17 protein-coding genes are annotated in these 16,509 nt (G+C 40.4%); 10 read left to right on the top strand and 7 right to left on the bottom strand.

Going from position 1 to position 16,509, the window contains the following annotated elements:
- Positions 1–31: 31 nt before the first annotated feature.
- Positions 32–1,546 (bottom strand): MFS transporter, encoded by a 1,515-nt coding sequence (locus ED605_RS11475; RefSeq protein WP_121979028.1) that lies wholly within the window; start codon positions 1,544–1,546, stop codon positions 32–34.
- Between the two features lie 616 nt (positions 1,547–2,162).
- Here ED605_RS11475 and ED605_RS11480 point away from each other — a divergent pair.
- Positions 2,163–3,647, top strand: a complete 1,485-nt coding sequence (locus ED605_RS11480; RefSeq protein WP_225419121.1) for a coiled-coil domain-containing protein — start codon at positions 2,163–2,165, stop codon at positions 3,645–3,647.
- A 76-nt stretch (positions 3,648–3,723) separates the two neighbouring features.
- On the opposite strand, the gene ED605_RS14915 is transcribed toward ED605_RS11480, so the two are convergent.
- Both ED605_RS14915 and ED605_RS11485 read right to left on the bottom strand, forming a co-directional pair.
- Positions 3,724–3,846: a hypothetical protein gene (locus ED605_RS14915; RefSeq protein ID WP_263852962.1), complete on the bottom strand. Its 123-nt coding sequence runs from the start codon at positions 3,844–3,846 to the stop codon at positions 3,724–3,726.
- Between the two features lie 363 nt (positions 3,847–4,209).
- Positions 4,210–4,461 carry a hypothetical protein gene (locus ED605_RS11485; RefSeq protein ID WP_121979029.1) on the bottom strand — a complete coding sequence of 84 codons (252 nt, stop codon included), beginning with the start codon at positions 4,459–4,461 and terminating at the stop codon, positions 4,210–4,212.
- A 213-nt stretch (positions 4,462–4,674) separates the two neighbouring features.
- On the opposite strand from ED605_RS11485, the gene ED605_RS11490 reads away from it, so the two are divergent.
- From ED605_RS11490 to ED605_RS11505, 4 genes are all read left to right on the top strand, one after another.
- Positions 4,675–5,622, top strand: coding sequence for an IS3 family transposase (locus ED605_RS11490; RefSeq protein ID WP_162919801.1), 948 nt, complete (start codon positions 4,675–4,677; stop codon positions 5,620–5,622).
- An 82-nt stretch (positions 5,623–5,704) separates the two neighbouring features.
- Positions 5,705–6,919 carry a CobW family GTP-binding protein gene (locus ED605_RS11495; protein WP_191981373.1) on the top strand — a complete coding sequence of 405 codons (1,215 nt, stop codon included), beginning with the start codon at positions 5,705–5,707 and terminating at the stop codon, positions 6,917–6,919.
- Between the two features lie 326 nt (positions 6,920–7,245).
- Positions 7,246–7,641 (top strand): Spx/MgsR family RNA polymerase-binding regulatory protein, encoded by a 396-nt coding sequence (locus ED605_RS11500; protein ID WP_121979032.1) that lies wholly within the window; start codon positions 7,246–7,248, stop codon positions 7,639–7,641.
- Positions 7,642–7,978: 337 nt separating this feature from the next.
- Positions 7,979–8,320, top strand: a complete 342-nt coding sequence (locus ED605_RS11505; RefSeq protein ID WP_225419122.1) for a hypothetical protein — start codon at positions 7,979–7,981, stop codon at positions 8,318–8,320.
- 126 nt (positions 8,321–8,446) lie between these two features.
- Here ED605_RS11505 and ED605_RS11510 read toward each other — a convergent pair whose 3' ends face one another.
- From ED605_RS11510 to ED605_RS11520, 3 genes are all read right to left on the bottom strand, one after another.
- On the bottom strand, positions 8,447–10,033 hold the full coding sequence (locus ED605_RS11510; RefSeq protein ID WP_225419123.1) for an ArnT family glycosyltransferase: 1,587 nt from the start codon (positions 10,031–10,033) through the stop codon (positions 8,447–8,449).
- A complete protein-coding gene (locus ED605_RS11515; protein ID WP_225419124.1) occupies positions 10,033–11,229 on the bottom strand; it encodes a glycosyltransferase family 2 protein in 1,197 nt (398 codons plus the stop codon). Before ED605_RS11515 ends, ED605_RS11510 begins: the two co-directional genes overlap by 1 nt.
- Positions 11,230–11,506: 277 nt before the next feature.
- Positions 11,507–11,869, bottom strand: coding sequence for a hypothetical protein (locus ED605_RS11520; protein WP_121979033.1), 363 nt, complete (start codon positions 11,867–11,869; stop codon positions 11,507–11,509).
- 226 nt (positions 11,870–12,095) lie between these two features.
- Here ED605_RS11520 and ED605_RS11525 point away from each other — a divergent pair, with 226 nt between their 5' ends.
- The 4 genes from ED605_RS11525 to ED605_RS11540 all read left to right on the top strand — a co-directional run bounded on the left by ED605_RS11525 (position 12,096) and on the right by ED605_RS11540 (position 15,197).
- Positions 12,096–12,377 (top strand): hypothetical protein, encoded by a 282-nt coding sequence (locus ED605_RS11525; RefSeq protein ID WP_225419125.1) that lies wholly within the window; start codon positions 12,096–12,098, stop codon positions 12,375–12,377.
- A 204-nt stretch (positions 12,378–12,581) separates the two neighbouring features.
- The gene (locus ED605_RS11530) at positions 12,582–14,039 is read left to right on the top strand and encodes a zinc ribbon domain-containing protein (protein ID WP_162919802.1); all 1,458 of its coding nucleotides are present in this window, start codon (positions 12,582–12,584) and stop codon (positions 14,037–14,039) included.
- A 28-nt stretch (positions 14,040–14,067) separates the two neighbouring features.
- On the top strand, positions 14,068–14,715 hold the full coding sequence (locus tag ED605_RS11535) for a zinc-ribbon domain-containing protein (RefSeq protein ID WP_121979036.1): 648 nt from the start codon (positions 14,068–14,070) through the stop codon (positions 14,713–14,715).
- A gap of 20 nt (positions 14,716–14,735) precedes the next feature.
- A complete protein-coding gene (locus ED605_RS11540) occupies positions 14,736–15,197 on the top strand; it encodes a zinc ribbon domain-containing protein (protein WP_121979037.1) in 462 nt (153 codons plus the stop codon).
- 75 nt (positions 15,198–15,272) lie between these two features.
- On the opposite strand, the gene rpmG is transcribed toward ED605_RS11540, so the two are convergent.
- Positions 15,273–15,422, bottom strand: coding sequence for a 50S ribosomal protein L33 (gene rpmG, locus ED605_RS11545; protein ID WP_121979038.1), 150 nt, complete (start codon positions 15,420–15,422; stop codon positions 15,273–15,275).
- Between the two features lie 203 nt (positions 15,423–15,625).
- Between rpmG and ED605_RS11550 the strand changes: the two genes are divergently transcribed.
- On the top strand, positions 15,626–16,480 hold the full coding sequence (locus ED605_RS11550) for a metallophosphoesterase (protein ID WP_225419126.1): 855 nt from the start codon (positions 15,626–15,628) through the stop codon (positions 16,478–16,480).
- The last annotated feature ends 29 nt before the right edge of the window (positions 16,481–16,509 follow it).

A 16,509-nucleotide genomic window follows, 5' to 3' on the forward strand; every position in this document is an offset into this window, starting at 1 on the left:
AGTTACGTTAAGATGCTTAAATTAGGAGGGCTTAAACAATGTTGTTGTGGCCCCAAAGTTGGTTGTACTTAAAGCCGGTTAAATCTTCAACGACTTTCTTGGTTTCTGGCGTGACATCACTCATCTTACCACCAGCCTTAAGGCGATCAATTTCGGCCCGCAAAATACTGTGATGCTTGCGATCCAATCGGAAGAGGTAAGAAGTGAGGTGAGCCGCTAATAGCATCACACCTGAGCCCAGCAGCATCCAAATGATTAAGCCATTTAAGGCGCCGGCACTTTGGGTTTTGGCAGTTTCACTAAAGCCAAATGCTGATAAAACAATCCCGGTTAAGAAGGGTGCTAAGGCGGAAGTCGTCTTTCGGGCAAAGGTCATGATGCCGGCAAAGACACCTTCACGACGCTCTTTAGTGACCATTTCATCGACATCAGGAATGAAGGTGTAAACAGTCCATGGCACATAACCGGTACCGGAGTTTGAAATGCCCCAAGTTACCTGGAGTGCGTAAAGTGCCATGATGCCCCAACTGGTACCGGCAGCTTGACCGTAGTACAAACCAGCGTAGCAGGCAACCGTAAAGAACATGGTGATGTACATAATTCGAAGCAGTTTAGAAGGCCCGAGTTTACTCATGATTCGTGGCCACAACAGGTTGCATGGGATTCCAATGATTGAGCCAAACGTTAGGATGTTTGAAGCTTCTGTCGGGTTTCCCTGCATTGCGTAAACAACGTAGAAGACGTAAGTAGCACCCACAATATCTCTGGCAGTAAAGGAGCAGAGGTAGATAATTAAATGTAATGCGTAGGATTTGATTCGGAAAACCGATCCCATATCTTTAAGCATGTTCCAAAGGGAAGCTAATGGATTTTCACCTTTGTTGGAACTTTCTTCAATAATGGCTTTCTTCTCTTCAGGTGTCCCGTCAGTTTCACGTTCAAAGGTTGAGAAGTAGGTTAACCCAATGGCTAAAACAAAGACAATGGCTAAAACAATTCCGACAGTTAGGAAGGCTTCGGGGTTATTTTTACCCATAATAGCAAAGACTCGACCTGGTAACCATGACGCCAGGAAGGTTGCCAGAGCTGACCAAAGCATTCGCGAACTGGAAAGCTTGGATTTCATGTCGTAATCATCAGTCATTTCGGCTGCCAGGGTTTCGTATGGAATCATGACCAAGGCTGTAAAGGCTTCCATTAATAGGTAAGTAAAGAGATAATACCAGAATCCCATGTGGGCAACCCAAATAATAACGTAGATAAACATTAATGGAATTGAAATTAACAGGAAGAATCGCCGACGGCCAAACTTGCGACCTAATTTAGTTGCGCCAAAGTGGTCGGTCAAATAACCGGTCAATGGACTGATAAATGAGTCGGCAACCCGGGCGATGGCTAAAATGGTGCCACCAAGGACTGGTGATAGACCACCAAATGATGTGTAGAAGAACAGCATCCAAGTGGAAGCAACCGTTAACGCCCCGTTTCCAAACAAGTCGGCGGCACCGTATCCAACGATGTTTCGCCAAGTAACTTTTCGTTTCAAAATAGATTTCCTCCTTAGGAACACAAAAGTTGTGTTGATTTCATGACTAATACTTGATGTAAAGTAGAACAACGTAACCGCTTACAAGAATATTTAACCGCTTACAGGTAAAGCTGTCAATATTTTTTCTTAATTTTAGTAAATAAACGAAGAATCTATTTAGATATGGTACGGTAATGTGCCATATGTACAGGTGGAAAGGTATAGAATTAATGGTTTCTTTTCAATTGGTTTTGTGATTCGTAATTAAGAAATTGTAATCGTGCATCCAACCAAAGTGCTTTCCTTGTTTTTAGTAAAATTAAATATCTTAATGGCATTTGGCTGAAGTATCGCAAACAAGTGTGATCGAACAACGAATGGATGACTAAATGGAAAATGCTGCGTCGTCATGGCCAGTTACTGGTAAAAGATAATCGGTCACTTTAAGTAGGGACTGATTCTTATACGTAAATGAAACTGATTTTTTTCCTTGTATCTAATTAATATCCATATATAATGATTATATAGTTATAATGATTGGCATTTTTTACTGATACACGATCAATGGTTGAAGTTAATAAGCGTTGCTGATAGCATGACTATAAAGCATTTAAAATAAAGAGAGGTGGATGATGTGCGATATGATCCAGAACGAATGACGGATAAGCAGAAAAAAATTCAAAGATTGGCAGATCAACATCGTCATAGAGTTTTAGAAGAATTTAAAAAGAAACAGGAACTTTTAGCAAAACAAACGTCAGAGACTAAAGATTCAGTTAAAAAAGAGTCGAAGATTAAATCTCGTCAAAATAAGTTGGGCAGTCGACTTAAAAAAGCTCGGCATCACAATAAGCAATTAAAGGCCAAGCTTCAAAAGATGCAAACTGATCGTCACACGCAACAGCAAAAGCTTCATCAATTAAAGAAAAAGGAGGCAGATTTAAATGATCAAAACACGGCTTTACAGGAACAGTTAAAGGTTGTTAAGGCAAATTTGAATGATATGAAGGGCAGTAAGCAGTATATCAAGCAATTGTTCGATGCCCGGAATGAATTGGAACGGGCTTATCAAATTCAGCGACGCTACAATCAATCCCTTTCAGCGACTAATCGACACTTAAATCATCAGTTGCAAAATCTGATTCATAGTACCGAAAATCAACGGTTAGAGGCATTAAAATCAAAAAATCAGGCGTTGAGTAATCAAATCAATCAGTTAAAACAGAATCAGCAGCAGTTAAAGAAGTCACTGACCGAAACTAAAAATCAGTTGGCGGGCCAGTTGGTGATTGATCGGGCAACGCCTCGACAATTAATTGATGAATTATTTGACCGGTTGGATGTTCAGAATGTTAAAACCTATTTACCAATTTTGGGGCTGTACCACCGGGTTGAATATTTACTGAAGATTGCAACAGAAGATAAGGAACTACATAGAGCTGACCGACTTAGATTACATGATAATCAGCAGCTTTACGGTTACCTCAAAACAATTGAAGATCAGGAAGCCTTTGTGTCATTGGATGGGTCAGTTTTCCCCAATCCCCAAGTTAAGGATGAAAAATTTCCGCTGGTTGAAAATGATGTGTACCGAGGAAATTATATTGCGGCAACAGACCAATTTATCATTAATAAACGCTATGCTGCCTTATCAGCCAGCCAGATAGCGGCTGGTGATCTACCAACTTATCAGCACCATAAGACTAGGGAGCTTTCCAAGGACGCCTTTTTAGCTCGGTTTGTGGAGGAATATCCCGATGCCAAAAGAATTTTAGCCGGTAAAAATGTTAAGGTAGTTACCTGGTTCAAACAAATCAGCTATAAACGACTTTTTCAACCTTTTGATGTCAATTTAGAGGTTTTAGATCCAAGTGAACGGAGCGGGGATTACATTTATCAAAAAATTGAAAATCTCGATACTGATCTGGCCTTTATTTTAATTGAAGGTTCCCACCACGTAAACAGTCGGATTTATAAGGATCGACCGGCAGCTCATCCGGAAAAAATTCGCGTATTAAACAACGCGTCACCTAAGGAATTACTTCAAATGGCTTATGACCATTTTAAGTCGGAAGCAACGCGTCAGCGATATTTAGATTCCCAAAGTCAGCCGGAATAGAAAAAATGAATTAAAAAAAGAGGCTATCTAAGTGAAAATGCTTAGATAGTCCCTTTAATTTTCGAACGTTTCAAAATCATTGACCCTTTAATACTGAATTCCAGAACAATCGATTCCTAACAGCTGTTTTTGAACTGTCTGGGTGACGGGTACCCTTTTTTCTAAAGATCCGATTCAACAAACTCTTAAAGTTTTTCATATCGAAATTCCTCCTTAGCAGATGAGCTTAACGAGTGGTGCGTTTATGAAATGCACCTCTTTCTTTCCCTCTACTTTTAGTATAGAGCAACTATCATTAAGGGGGTTCATAATTTGCTCAACTTTTTGTAGCCAAAATTTAATCATAATGTTTAAAAAGGGTAACTTTAAGTGGTTTCTTGAATGACTTTTAGAAGAAAGCCATCGAGGTTAAAACAACGATGATGGCAACCCCGATCATTAACCAGTAAAGTTTATCTTTATACCAGACAGTTAGTGGTCGTCGCCGATTTTTTTCGTCCATGGTGTTCACCTCATTAATGTGGCCTTGAGTTAATTAACAGTATTTTGACAAAAGCTAAGATTATCGCATCGAATCAGCAGAGACGGCCAACGCTTGGATTTGATCCAGCTTTTTCAAAAGGGACTTGTCACTCAGTTTAGCAACGGTCCGTTTAACTGGTTTTTCCCGCGCCTGAATTAATTGAGAAATCAGTTGTGGACTCCCCACGGAACGGTACATATAACCAAAATCATCGTGAATGGTTTCATCCAGAATATAATTGACCAGAATTTCCTCAAGGTGCTTGCGAGATTTTCGGTTTAGTTTACTCATAATTTTTGCCTCCCCTAAAAATTATTATGGCACAAATTGAAGAAAAAAGCACTATTTTTCAAGGTTTTAAAAGCTTAAGAACTGAAAAATTGAGGTACACTAGCTTCATACTTATAGATTGAAAGGAAACGAGATCATGCAACGCTATCAGCAATTGGAATTACTGTCAGATTGGTTATTGGCTGATCAGATTCAACGATTATATTTAAAAGGGTGGCGGCCGCTGGGAAGCAAGCGGCTGACTTAACCAATCATGAAATTTCTCAATTTATTTTTGGCTTACGGGAAAAATTTACTTTAACGGCTATTTTGAATGCGTTGGCTTTTCCCAAAGCAACCTATATGTATTGGCAGAAACGTTTGTTTATGGTTGACCGGGATGCCCAATTAGAACACCGGATTTTGGAAATTCACCAAGCTCATCCCGACTATGGTTACCGAAGAATTACCATGACGCTTCGCCAGCAACGATTACTGGTTAACAAGAAGCGCGTTCAACGCCTGATGCGCAAAATGGACCTTCATGCAGCCGGTTACGTCAGGCGGATTTCCGGACCAGCCAGCACTTATCACTCTTATGAAGGTCAGGTGGGGATGATTTGTCCAAATCGGATTCACCGCCGATTTGAAACGTCAATCTGCCATCAAAAGATAACAACCGATACGACCGAATTGGTGTATTTTGATAAACAGTTTGGCCAAGAAAGCCAGTCCCATTCTTTGTACTTAGACGTTTTTTTGGATATGTTCAATAGTGAAGTGATTGTTTATCGGCTTTCACGACAGCCCACAGAGCAAACAGTCCTGGATGGATTGGCTGAAGCCATTCAAGTGACGTCAGATTGCCGATTTCGACGGACCTTTCATTCAGATCGCGGGTGGATTTACCAAATGCCGGCCTATCATCAAAAACTTAAGCAGCAGCGAATTTTCCAGAGCATGTCGCGAAGGGGCAGCTGTCTGGACAATGCGATGATGGAAAATTTCTTCAGTATTCTAAAACGGGAAATGTACAATGGCCGGATTTATCGCAGTTATGATGACTTAAAACAAGCAATTGAGCGCTATCTTGATTATTACAATTGTCACCGAATCAAACAAAAATTAAATTGGCAAAGTCCAGTGGATTACCGATTAAATGCTGATGAAGCCAAATATTAAAACTTGACTTCTCATCGTAAAATCAGTTATGCGAATAATAATTGTTAACCCAAGCTGGTTAAAATCATGGAAAAATCGTGGTATGATGTTAAATAGTATCTATTACTATTTAGTTGAAAGGGTGATGAACATGGGGCAACGAGTGCCCGTAACGATCATTTCGGGGTATCTGGGTGCCGGCAAAACCACATTGATTTTGCATTTACTGAAGTGCAAAGAAGGTAAACGCGTCGGCATTATCGTCAATGATTTGGCTGCGGTTAACGTGGATGAAAAGATGATTCAAAGAAGCCCTGATTTTTCCAAAGCCGATCAACTGGTTGCTTTAACGCATGGCAGCATCGGTGGCCAACTGCAACAACAATTAATTGACCAAACTTATCGATTAGCTGCTTCGGGAACTGTGGATCTGATTTTAGTTGAATCGTCTGGCATTGTCCAACCTGACATGGCTGCCAAGGCAATTGCCAGGGGCACAACGACTGATGGCGAAAAATTGGCAACCGTGTGTCGATTAGACACCAACGTCACGGTGGTGGATGGCTTTCGGGTACTGCACCAATTTTTGCCGGGAGATGGCGCGTACAATCAGGATTTTACACAAAGCAACCAGTTGATTATCAACCAAATCGAGTTTTGCGATGTGTTGTTATTCAATAAGACTGATCTGTTAACGGCTGAGCAACAGACCTATCTCGAAAAATTTGTTCGCCAGTTGCAGCCGCGGGCCGTTTTCCTGGAAACTAAATTTGCAATTGTCCCTGTCAGTAAGGTGATCAACACCCATTTATTTGACGAAAAACATGAACTTGAGGCCTATGATCGCTCAGACGACTTGAGTCATTTTAAGGAACATCATGATTTGAAGTTCGGAATTGATTCTTTCGTGTACCGGCGCCGTCGGCCATTTAATCCGATGCGGTTTGATGCCTGGCTTGATCAATGGCCACCTGCCATTACCCGTTGTAAGGGAGTGATGTGGGTAATTACCCAGCCGGAACGGGTCTTCACGATTTCTCAATCGGGTCGGGCCATGGATATTATTCCTTCGGGGTATTGGATTGCGTCGATGAAGGATTGGGAAATTAAAAAAATATTTACGGTTCGTCAGAATCTTCGCCAAATATGGGATCCACGCTTTGGGGATCGGATGATTGAATTGGTTTTTATTGGTCAGAATATGAATCGCAATAAAATTATTCATGACTTGGACCAGTGCTTAATGCGTGAAGATGAAGTGATTGATGTCCGCCAAGATCCCTTTAGATTAAGGCATTCTAATGCTCACTCAAAGTGATGAGTTAAAGTTTCTGATTAAAGAATCTGTTTAACTGATAAGGTTAATCAACCAGATTCTTTTTTAAATTTTTTGGCTTGAGAAATTGTATTAAGTTGCAAAACGTGCTAAAGTTAAATTATTAAATTGTACGCAATTAGTTTACCCGTTTGTAAAAGCGTTTTAATTTAGCAAATTAAAGAGGTGACGAGCCATCATTATAGCTTAATAATGAATAGATTCTCAAAAAATAATTTCATTGGACTTATTATTGTGTTACGATGTGAGTATATTAAACCAATTTTAAGTTTATCCTGATCGCCATCTTCGTGAGGAGGAGATGCATATTGTTAAATTTATTAGTTGCACCAAGTAGTACATCAAGTCGCAAAGCACGTCAATGGTTAAGTGAACACGATTTAGCGTTTAATGAGCGTGATATTTTTCGGCACCCACTTCACGCTAATGAGATTAAACAGCTGCTTTGCCTGAGCGAAAATGGCTGCGAGGATATTGTGGCAACTCGTTCCAAAGCATATAAGAAAATGAAAGCCGAACTGAGTGAGATGCCACTTTCCAAGTTTATTCAGGTATTGGCTGAACATCCGGAAATGTTAAAACGGCCAATTATTTTTAATGAGGAAAAAATGCTGGTTGGCTTTAATGATGAAGAAATCCGTAATTTCCTGCCACGGGAACTGCGGAAACGAAACTTGGAGCTTTTGTTAAAAAGGACCAGCTGATGGAAGTTGGTTCAACAATTGTCAGACTTGAAACAACTAACCGCGTTATCGCTTCTTTTTGGAAGTGACAACGCGGTTCTTTTTGCCAATTTATCAGTCACTTAGTTGGAAAAATTGGGATAATTACTAAAATAACGCAAAAAGGACTTGATTAAATAAAAGAAAGCGCTTACTATAATTGACATAAGCTAATTTATTAATTTAGCTTAAAAAGTAAATGCCGAGATTATCGAATTTACCGTCCTTGGGATATTGGTTTATTGAAATATTGAGATCAATTTTTAATTTGTCTGATCAATTTTGCTAGTTGACTAAGTGACTCGAAAAGAGGGAAAATATGGATTCAAAACAAGCTAAGACATCACCAAATAAGAATCAGAAACTGACAACTGACGATTTGCTGAAATACCGTTATGAAACCAAGGGTGAATTAATCAATGCCCAAATGGATGGTCGCTCGATTATTAATCCCAAAGATGACCCGGCCAAAATTCCTGCTAGTGGCGATTATACAGGGATTGTCAAGATTGCCGATCAGGAGCGGATTACCCCAATGACGGTTAAAAATTCAAGTAAATCAGACGTCAATGCGGTGATTTATCTGGATCTTCAAGGTTTTACCAAATTACCACACTATAGCCCAATACCGGTTTCAATCAAGTGGATCAAGCGGTTGTAGTATCGGCGACATTCATGAGTTGGTGGTTGGAACTGAATGATGATTTTTAGAAACATATTAATTAAACTTACTTAAAATCGGGAATCCAGGCAATTGAGCCGGATCCCCGATTTAATTTTAAGTGTGTTACTGAGAGATTTTAGAGTGAGCTGCCAGTTGTTCTTCTTTTGCTTTGAAATCTGGCCGATCAGGTTCATACCGACCCATTGCCGAGGCAGCTAAAATGATCATTGGCAGATACCAGGAAATTTGGTATCGGCTTTGGACTTCTACCAAACTGGAAGCGATTAGTACCCCGTCCAAGATGATCGCCATTAATAAAAGGCCATTGCCGATCCGCCAATGCTTTGAGTTTGGCCAATCAACCAATAAACTCAAAAGGGCTAGGGCGTTTAAAATCAGCTGGAAGCCAAAGTTAAAACTGATAAACCAACGGGAAAAGGGGGTTCTCAAATTGTTAGCGAAAGGTCGACCGTTTACCTGATGGGTATTCTGCTTAAATAGTTGCAGGCCGTAGATCGGTTGAGAAATGATTCGGCTTTTAATGGTTAATAGTGAAAACCATTGATGATATTGCTGTAGTGATCGTAAATTGTGGCTAAGCTGTTTTCTTAGTAATGCCACCATTTTGCTATCACGCTGACTTCTGGGACAATGATGGTTGATCTTTTCAAGTTGATTAATCAGAATTGGATCATACATCCCCTTAGCGCGATAATTACTACCGACCGCAAGTGAATAAAGAGAGGTATGAGTTGTAAAAGGGATGTGATAAATTTGTCGATCAATTTTTGGGCTGGCAGTCATAAAAACCAGAAAGACTGTTAAGATCAACAAGCAGCCACCTAACTGATGCGCAGTTCGGGTTTTGGAATGAGTGACTAAGTGATTGTCATGAATCATGAAGATGGCGAAAATCACAAAGGCTAGTGGCCAAATTAAGACAATCGGGCGAATCAATTGAGCCAATGTTAGAAAGACAATCGTCAAAGTCAGCCAACTCCAATAGTAGCCGTTAGTCATTGACCAGTGACCAAGTCGCCAGCGGTTAAAGCACAGCATGGCAATGGTTAAACAAAGCAGCCACAGTGGTTCGGCGCCCAACAAAACGCTGTATATGTAGTAGTTGGGCATCAGGTAGAAGACCAGTGCGGCTAAAACGCCGATAAAATGATGGCCGATTTGGCGACCAAGATAATAAAATAAAACCGCTGTAATTAACGTAATGACTAAGTTAAAAAGTTGGATGGTTAGCGGCCGATTAATAAAGAATCGGTCGATCCAGCCAAAAGTACTACTAATATGAATCACATGTGGAAACAGGGTGTTCAGGTCAAGACCATTGTGAAGATAAAGCCATTTCCACGAATCACCGCTGGCACTGGAGCCACCGATGACACTATAAGAATACATATCTGAAGCCGGTTTGATTTTAAAAAAATAAATTAAAGGGAATTTGGGGATTGTCAACACAATTAAGGTTGTCACCAACCAGCCAACATATCGGTTAGCCAGCCAGTAAGCCCCACCCCAGATTAAAGCAAAACTGCCAAGGGCGACGATGGCCCCGATAATCAACTGAGTTTTACTAGGTGCTAAAACATGTTGTTCATCGATGAAATAACCGGAAATCGTCATTATTAAATAATATCCCAGTATGCCAATTGTTAAAAATCGAATGGTCCACTGACTGCCGAGTTTAAAGAGTCGCATTATTTGTCAACCTCCCTGGATCCGCTTGGCATCCGATGGGCTGTTTTAACCCAGTTGTTTTGGCCAGTTACTAGTCGCCAGAGTGAGATAAATGGGACTGGAATCAGGCACCAGATATAGAGGAGATTTCCCAGAATCATTTTGAAAGCGACTTTAATGGTAATCATTGGATAATTTGGTGAATGCATTCGAGAAGCTGCAATGATCATCACGGCCGAAACGTTGGCGCCTAAAATGATAATGGTCATTAGGATTCCGAAAGTTTCCTGATAATTTGAAATCAATAAGTAATACATCGTCATAATTGAGGTAAAGGCACCTAACGAAAATAACATTGAGCCAAATGGAATCAGCATGAATAAGAGTAAATTGGCTTTCAGAGCAGATGGAATTCGCTGACTGGAAAAGATTCGTCGTCCATATTTGAAAAGACATTGCATGCCACCTTGACACCACCTGGTCCGTTGCTTAATCAAGGCGTGATAGTCGGTCACGGCCTCTTGAGGCATGAGCACTTCCGGTAGAAAGCCACCATAGAAGCCGTTAAAAAGGCCATTAATTGAGAACTCTAAGTCATCCAATAGGGAGGCACGCCATCTAACGGTACTGGCCATTTCCAATGTCATAAATTGACCGTTGCCACTAGCCATTGCTGAGCCAAAGTCCATTCGTAGAATTTGTTCGAGATAGTTGGAAACCTGAAATTCGAACGCCTGCATCAAAGTCAAAAATGACGATTGGTTAAAGATGCCAATGCCGGTTTGAATCAAGTCATAATTTGAGTGGGTAAAAGCATGATAAATTCGAGCCATAATTTGAGAGTCGGGCCGGCTGTCGCTATCAATCACACCGATAAGGGTTCGCCGTGAATTGAGGTTGAGTGACTCGACCCAGGCCAATGCGTTGTTTAAGGCCATTCCCTTTCCCTTTTGGGCATTCGGAAAATGCCGAAAAATAATTTTGAGGCCTGGCTGATGGGCGAGGCCTTTTAGTTTTTGGGTGGTGCCATCTTGTGAGGCATCGTCAATGACGACCAAAGTTGTTTCGACTGACAAACCGTTAAGAGAATTCAATAATCTCTTAACGGTTTGAACAATTGTCTGAACTTCATTTAAAGCGGGAACAAAAACGAACAGATGATCAAAACTTCTGACCGGATCGTCCGTGTAGTGTTGGATATCATGTTTGTCCCGCATGGCTGTGAACAGGTTCCAAATACTGAAACCCACAGCGTCTAACAGTGAAAGCCATAATAACAAATAAATAAGGATTGAAATATAGTTAACCCCCTTAATATATAACGCCGGTATACAATTAACTTATATAAAATAAAGTCTTGTTTAATACATTAGTGTATCATGAGATACCTAACGATTGAAAGGGGGATTTGCTTTTAATGAATTTAAAACAGGTCAGTTCCTCCGATTATGGGATGAACTGACCTGTTTTTAAATGGTGGGCATCAAATGCTCCTTAGTCTTTAGCCAAAATTTGTTGCTTAACCCAGCCATGTTTTTCAACAATGTAGTAGAAAAGTTGGGAGTGCCCCTGGCGATCCTTGACGTGGGTTTTGCGTAGAGCATGGTAACTTTGGCCCTGGGTTAACGTTGCTTTTGGTTTGTAGACGATACTTTCACCGTCGTTTTTAAGCAACGCTTGATAAACCTTGGCAGTGCTTTTTTTAACGTGATACCGTTTGGGGTGAGTGAATGTTTGACTGTGGTTGGTTATCTTATAAGTTTGAGCCGGTTTTTGAGCAGCTTTAACAGTGGTGGCAGTTAAAGTCACTAAGCTAACGGCAACTAATAATGGCGTTGCGAAGCTTCTTTTTGACATATCATGCATCCTTTCCAGTATTCAATTGGCTATCGATCTACTTACCGAGTAGGTTACAGGATAATTTCTCTTGTCGCAAGGTCCCATTTTTTGAAATATTTGTCAGTTATCGTCATAATTAACCAGATTACTGACAAAAAGTAAGAAAAATTGATACAATTTGATGACTTTGTCACAATTTTTATTTCATTATCTTATAATAAAAGAAGAAGGAGGAATGTCGGAAATGAAATTACCTGAACTGATTCTCCAACTGCAACTATCGTTTGAGGACTATAATCAAGCGGCAAAAAAACAGGATCTGGACGCGTACTACGTAGAAGATTTAAATGGCATGGCAACGGTTCACAGCAGCCGTAGTAAGCTATATTTTGAGATTCCCCATGATTTACCCAGGCTGATGACCCACCTTAAGAAAAACGCTCAGAACAACGAGTGCACGATGGGAACACTGGCGGATTTAGAAAAAATTGAGAAAAAGTTAGTGGCTGGTCAGTCAAGAAGTTAGCAATATTGATATCGTTACAATCATTAAAAAGATTCCGAGAGCGTTAATGCTTTCGGAATTTTTTCGTCATATTTGTAGATGACCCGGTAAGATTTAAAAAAATAATGATTTTACTAAAAAATCATACTGACACGGCATCTCCTTTATTCTATAATTATTATATTGGTATTACTTGAAAACATTTAATCAAGTGGGGGAATGATCATGGCATCAAGTAATGGCGGGCAACCGCAAGCAGTGGCTTTTTGTCCTAATTGTGGCCAGAAGGTTGCAACCAGCGATGAATTTTGCCCTAACTGTGGGTATCATTTAGCAGCATACCGAAAGGGACAATTGTCTCAACCGGCAGCTCCAGCTGGTAAGTCAGCCAAAAGTAAAAAGAAATTGTTTAGTCGAACTGGTAAAAAGCAACTCAGCAAGCGTCAAAAAAGACGTAAGCGATTAATTAGCTTAGGTTTGGTACTGGTTGCTGGAGTGGCCGGATTGATTGGCTATGGGGAGTATTATTATTCAAAGGCCAATACATTAAATCGACTTGTCCGATCAGTGAAAAGACATCAGGGGGTACATACTTACTTTTACACTAAAGATCCGACATTAAAAGTTAGTCGGGCAACATTGCAACCCTTGTTTAGATATTTTCAGGATAATCCTAAAGCTTTGGCTGCATTTAAGCAACAGCTGAAGACTTTGGGTAAATTTGATAATAACCGGCTTGAATATCGTCAAAATGGTCATCACTTTTTAATCTTGCCAAAGTATCAAGTTCAAATTAGGCCGGTATATGCATCATTAAGTGTTAACAAGAAGAATGCCAAGCCCAAACAGGATGGTCAGTTAATTGCAACTTCCAATTCGACCCATTTTGTGAAGAAAATCGGCCCATTGGTTCCTGGTAACTATCAGTTGTCCAGTTCGGCAAATATTAACGGTCACCAACTTTCGAATAATAATACTTATCATTTAAATACCGGTCAACAGACGATTCCACTAACTTTAAAGACCGTTACTTTTAATGTTCACGGCCCGCAAGGCACAGAAGTTGTCATTAATTCGAAAGATCAGGGAAGAATTGGGACAACTGGTGTCATGAACTTCAAGGATTTCCCATGGACGCAAGAAATTAAAGTCCAAGGCATTTATCAGACTGGCAAGCAGAGTGTGACATCTCAGTCAAGAATGATTAGCGATCGAAATGGCGATCATGATGTGACACTGCCATTTAAAGGACTGGTTAGCTATGATGATGCCGACACGTTGTTGAGTAATCTATGTGATGCAACGTCTGGCTTGAGTAATAATGGGGATCTTGCGGATGCTACCGATGATGATGGGGATGATTTATCATCTTTCTTTGTTGGTGGTGAATCGGATACCAATTATCTCCAATTTGAAAAAATGGGGAAAGGCTATTATAACGACGATGACATTGATGGGACGGACATGAGTGAAACAATCGATACGATTAAACTCAGTTCCCAGAACAGTAGTGACGTGACGTTTGACTTAAAATATAAATTTGATGCCGGCGACCATTATCATATTCAAGTTTTTCGTTATACTGCCAATGTGGTAGTAAATGGTGACGACAGTGATCAGCCGTTGCAGATCAGTTCAATGTCGGGCGCCCAAAAAGTGGATGATTATGACGAAGACGAGTAACTGATTTTGAACAAAGGTGGCAATGATAATGGAAAATGAAAGTAAATTTTGTCCCAAATGCGGGACTAAGGTCAAAGCAGATGCCAAATTTTGCCCCAAGTGTGGGAATAAGTTTATTGATATGGTGGCCGGAAATTCTGAATCAGAGGAATCGGAGAGACCAGCACCACAACCCTTGAGAAGTACGGGTAAGAAGTCCTTTCGACATCGAAACTGGTTGATTGCGGGCATCATCACAGCGGTACTTCTCGTGGTGACGATTACGATTGCCGGTTCAATCATTACTAAGCAACAGACACAAGCAAAAAAAGCAGCTATGATTCAATCGTCTCAGTTAAAAGAAAGCATTAAAAAGAAAAAGCAAGCCAAAGAAAATCATATCGAAAAACAATTAGCGCATGAGTCGGTAGATGTGGTCACCGATATGATTCAAAATGATTGGGATTTGGATGCTGAATGTGACGATGTGACGATCACTTCAAGCTACGGTGACAACCAATATGGTGGGTACGCCAGTGTTTCAGATGATGATGGTGATCAAACGACGGTTGATGTCACTGTTACCAATGTCAAATATGATCATAATGTGTCAGTTGAAATTGACGGCGACGGACATGATACATTGGATAATACGTTCAATACTTATGACGATGAAGATGATGTAGATGATTATTAATCTGAAAAGAGTGATTGAAGATGCTTAGTGAAGTCTATCGAATTTGCGCCAAATGTGCGACTGCCAATGAAGTGACCGCCAACTTTTGCTTGAAGTGTGGGACTAAGCTAACAGCAGCTGATGAAAAACCACTTTTAAAACATGGTGGTCAGTTTGGGGATGCACTGGATAAACTATCCCTAACTAAGGAAGAGCATCAGGCAGCCAAAAATCTTATTATTTTGGCCGGCCCAATTCCTCAAGGGTACGTTTTTTCCGATATGGTTTATGCGAATGTTGAGAGCGATGCCAGTCAATCGGACCAATTGATGATGACCAAATTAGTGCAGAATTTGTACCGCAGCTTATACAGTTTGCAACTAAGTGGAGTGGCGAATTTAAAGATTGTTCCTACGGTGAGTTCCAGTGGTCTTTCAAGCACGCGGCGCCATTTACTGGCATATGGGGATGGCTTTAAGGCGATTGCCCAGTCCCAGTCTTAACCTATGGATTGCAAAAAAGCAGCTGAGCAGGTAAATTCCTGTCCAGCTGCTTTTTACAACTAATGATGATTCTAATTAGTTTTTCTTTTCTTCAAATAATACTTTTCGTCTGAGCTTTGGTGAGTACTTCATCAATTTCAAACGATCGGGATTATTTCGGCGATTTTTGGAAGTCAAATATTCCTCGCCAGTTTCCTTACTACGTAAAACAACGTGAATGCGCATTAGACTCACTCCTTTAAAAAGATAGCAATACATACTATTCAAATATAAAGCATTTCGCAAATTTGTCAATACCATAACTTGGCTGACCAAATCAAATTGGCTAATTTGCGGGATTAAGCAAAAATTAATTTTTAACAGTTACTTTGAAAAAGTGGCCTAAAGCGATTACGATAAACTTGAAATTAATTTCAAAGGAAGTGTAAATGGTGCGCATCGGCTTTGTTTCAGATTTACATGTTGATTTTAATCGGCAGCATGATTTCATTTCGACGCTGACCGAGTTGGTTGCTAAAAAGCATTTGGACCGGCTGGTTATTATGGGGGATACGGCAAATGGCCTTGAGCGAAATTTGGCTTTTGATGATCAATTAGCCGCCAAACTGCCGGTGCCATTTCAAACCCTAATTGGCAATCATGATCTATATGTCGATCATCCGCGGCAAAAAACGGTTAGCCAGATTCAACGAGCATCCCGTGAAGCTTATCGTCAATTGAATCAGTTGCCATTTTCACTGACACAACATCCATTAAAGACGGCTCACTGGGTAATTACAGGCATTAACGGGTGGTATGATGACACCTTTGCCAGCCGTTTTACCGAGCAACGCGGCCCAAAGTTGGCAACTAACTGGATTGCGCGCCACGTTTGGCCGGATCAGCTGTACATCAACGGTAACCAAATTGATTACTACCGCGATCGACGCTGGGTCATTTCTCAAATATTTGATTGGCAGCACCAGATTAATCAACTCTCGCTGGGAAATCGAAAGTTATTGGTGGCAATGCATATGCTGCCGACTAAAAAGTTGGTTAAAAGCTTGCCTATCCCGTTCTATGATCGATTCTTGTATCAGCTCGGCAGTGAACGGTATCGGGAAATCTTTGAACAAAATCACGTTAGTCGATCACTAAGTGGCCATTCTCATATGCCTAAAATTATTCGCTATCGAGGCATTGATTATCAAAACATTTCGTTAGGATATGATTTCCAATGGCAAGATCCAGCCGATGCGTTAGGTGAACTTGAGCGGGTCATGTTTATTTTGGAGGATGATTGAATTGAAAGATTTAGAAATACTTTATTGTG

The sequence above is a fragment of the Lentilactobacillus raoultii genome, from assembly GCF_900411375.1.
Taxonomy (GTDB): Bacteria; Bacillota; Bacilli; order Lactobacillales; family Lactobacillaceae; genus Lentilactobacillus; species Lentilactobacillus raoultii.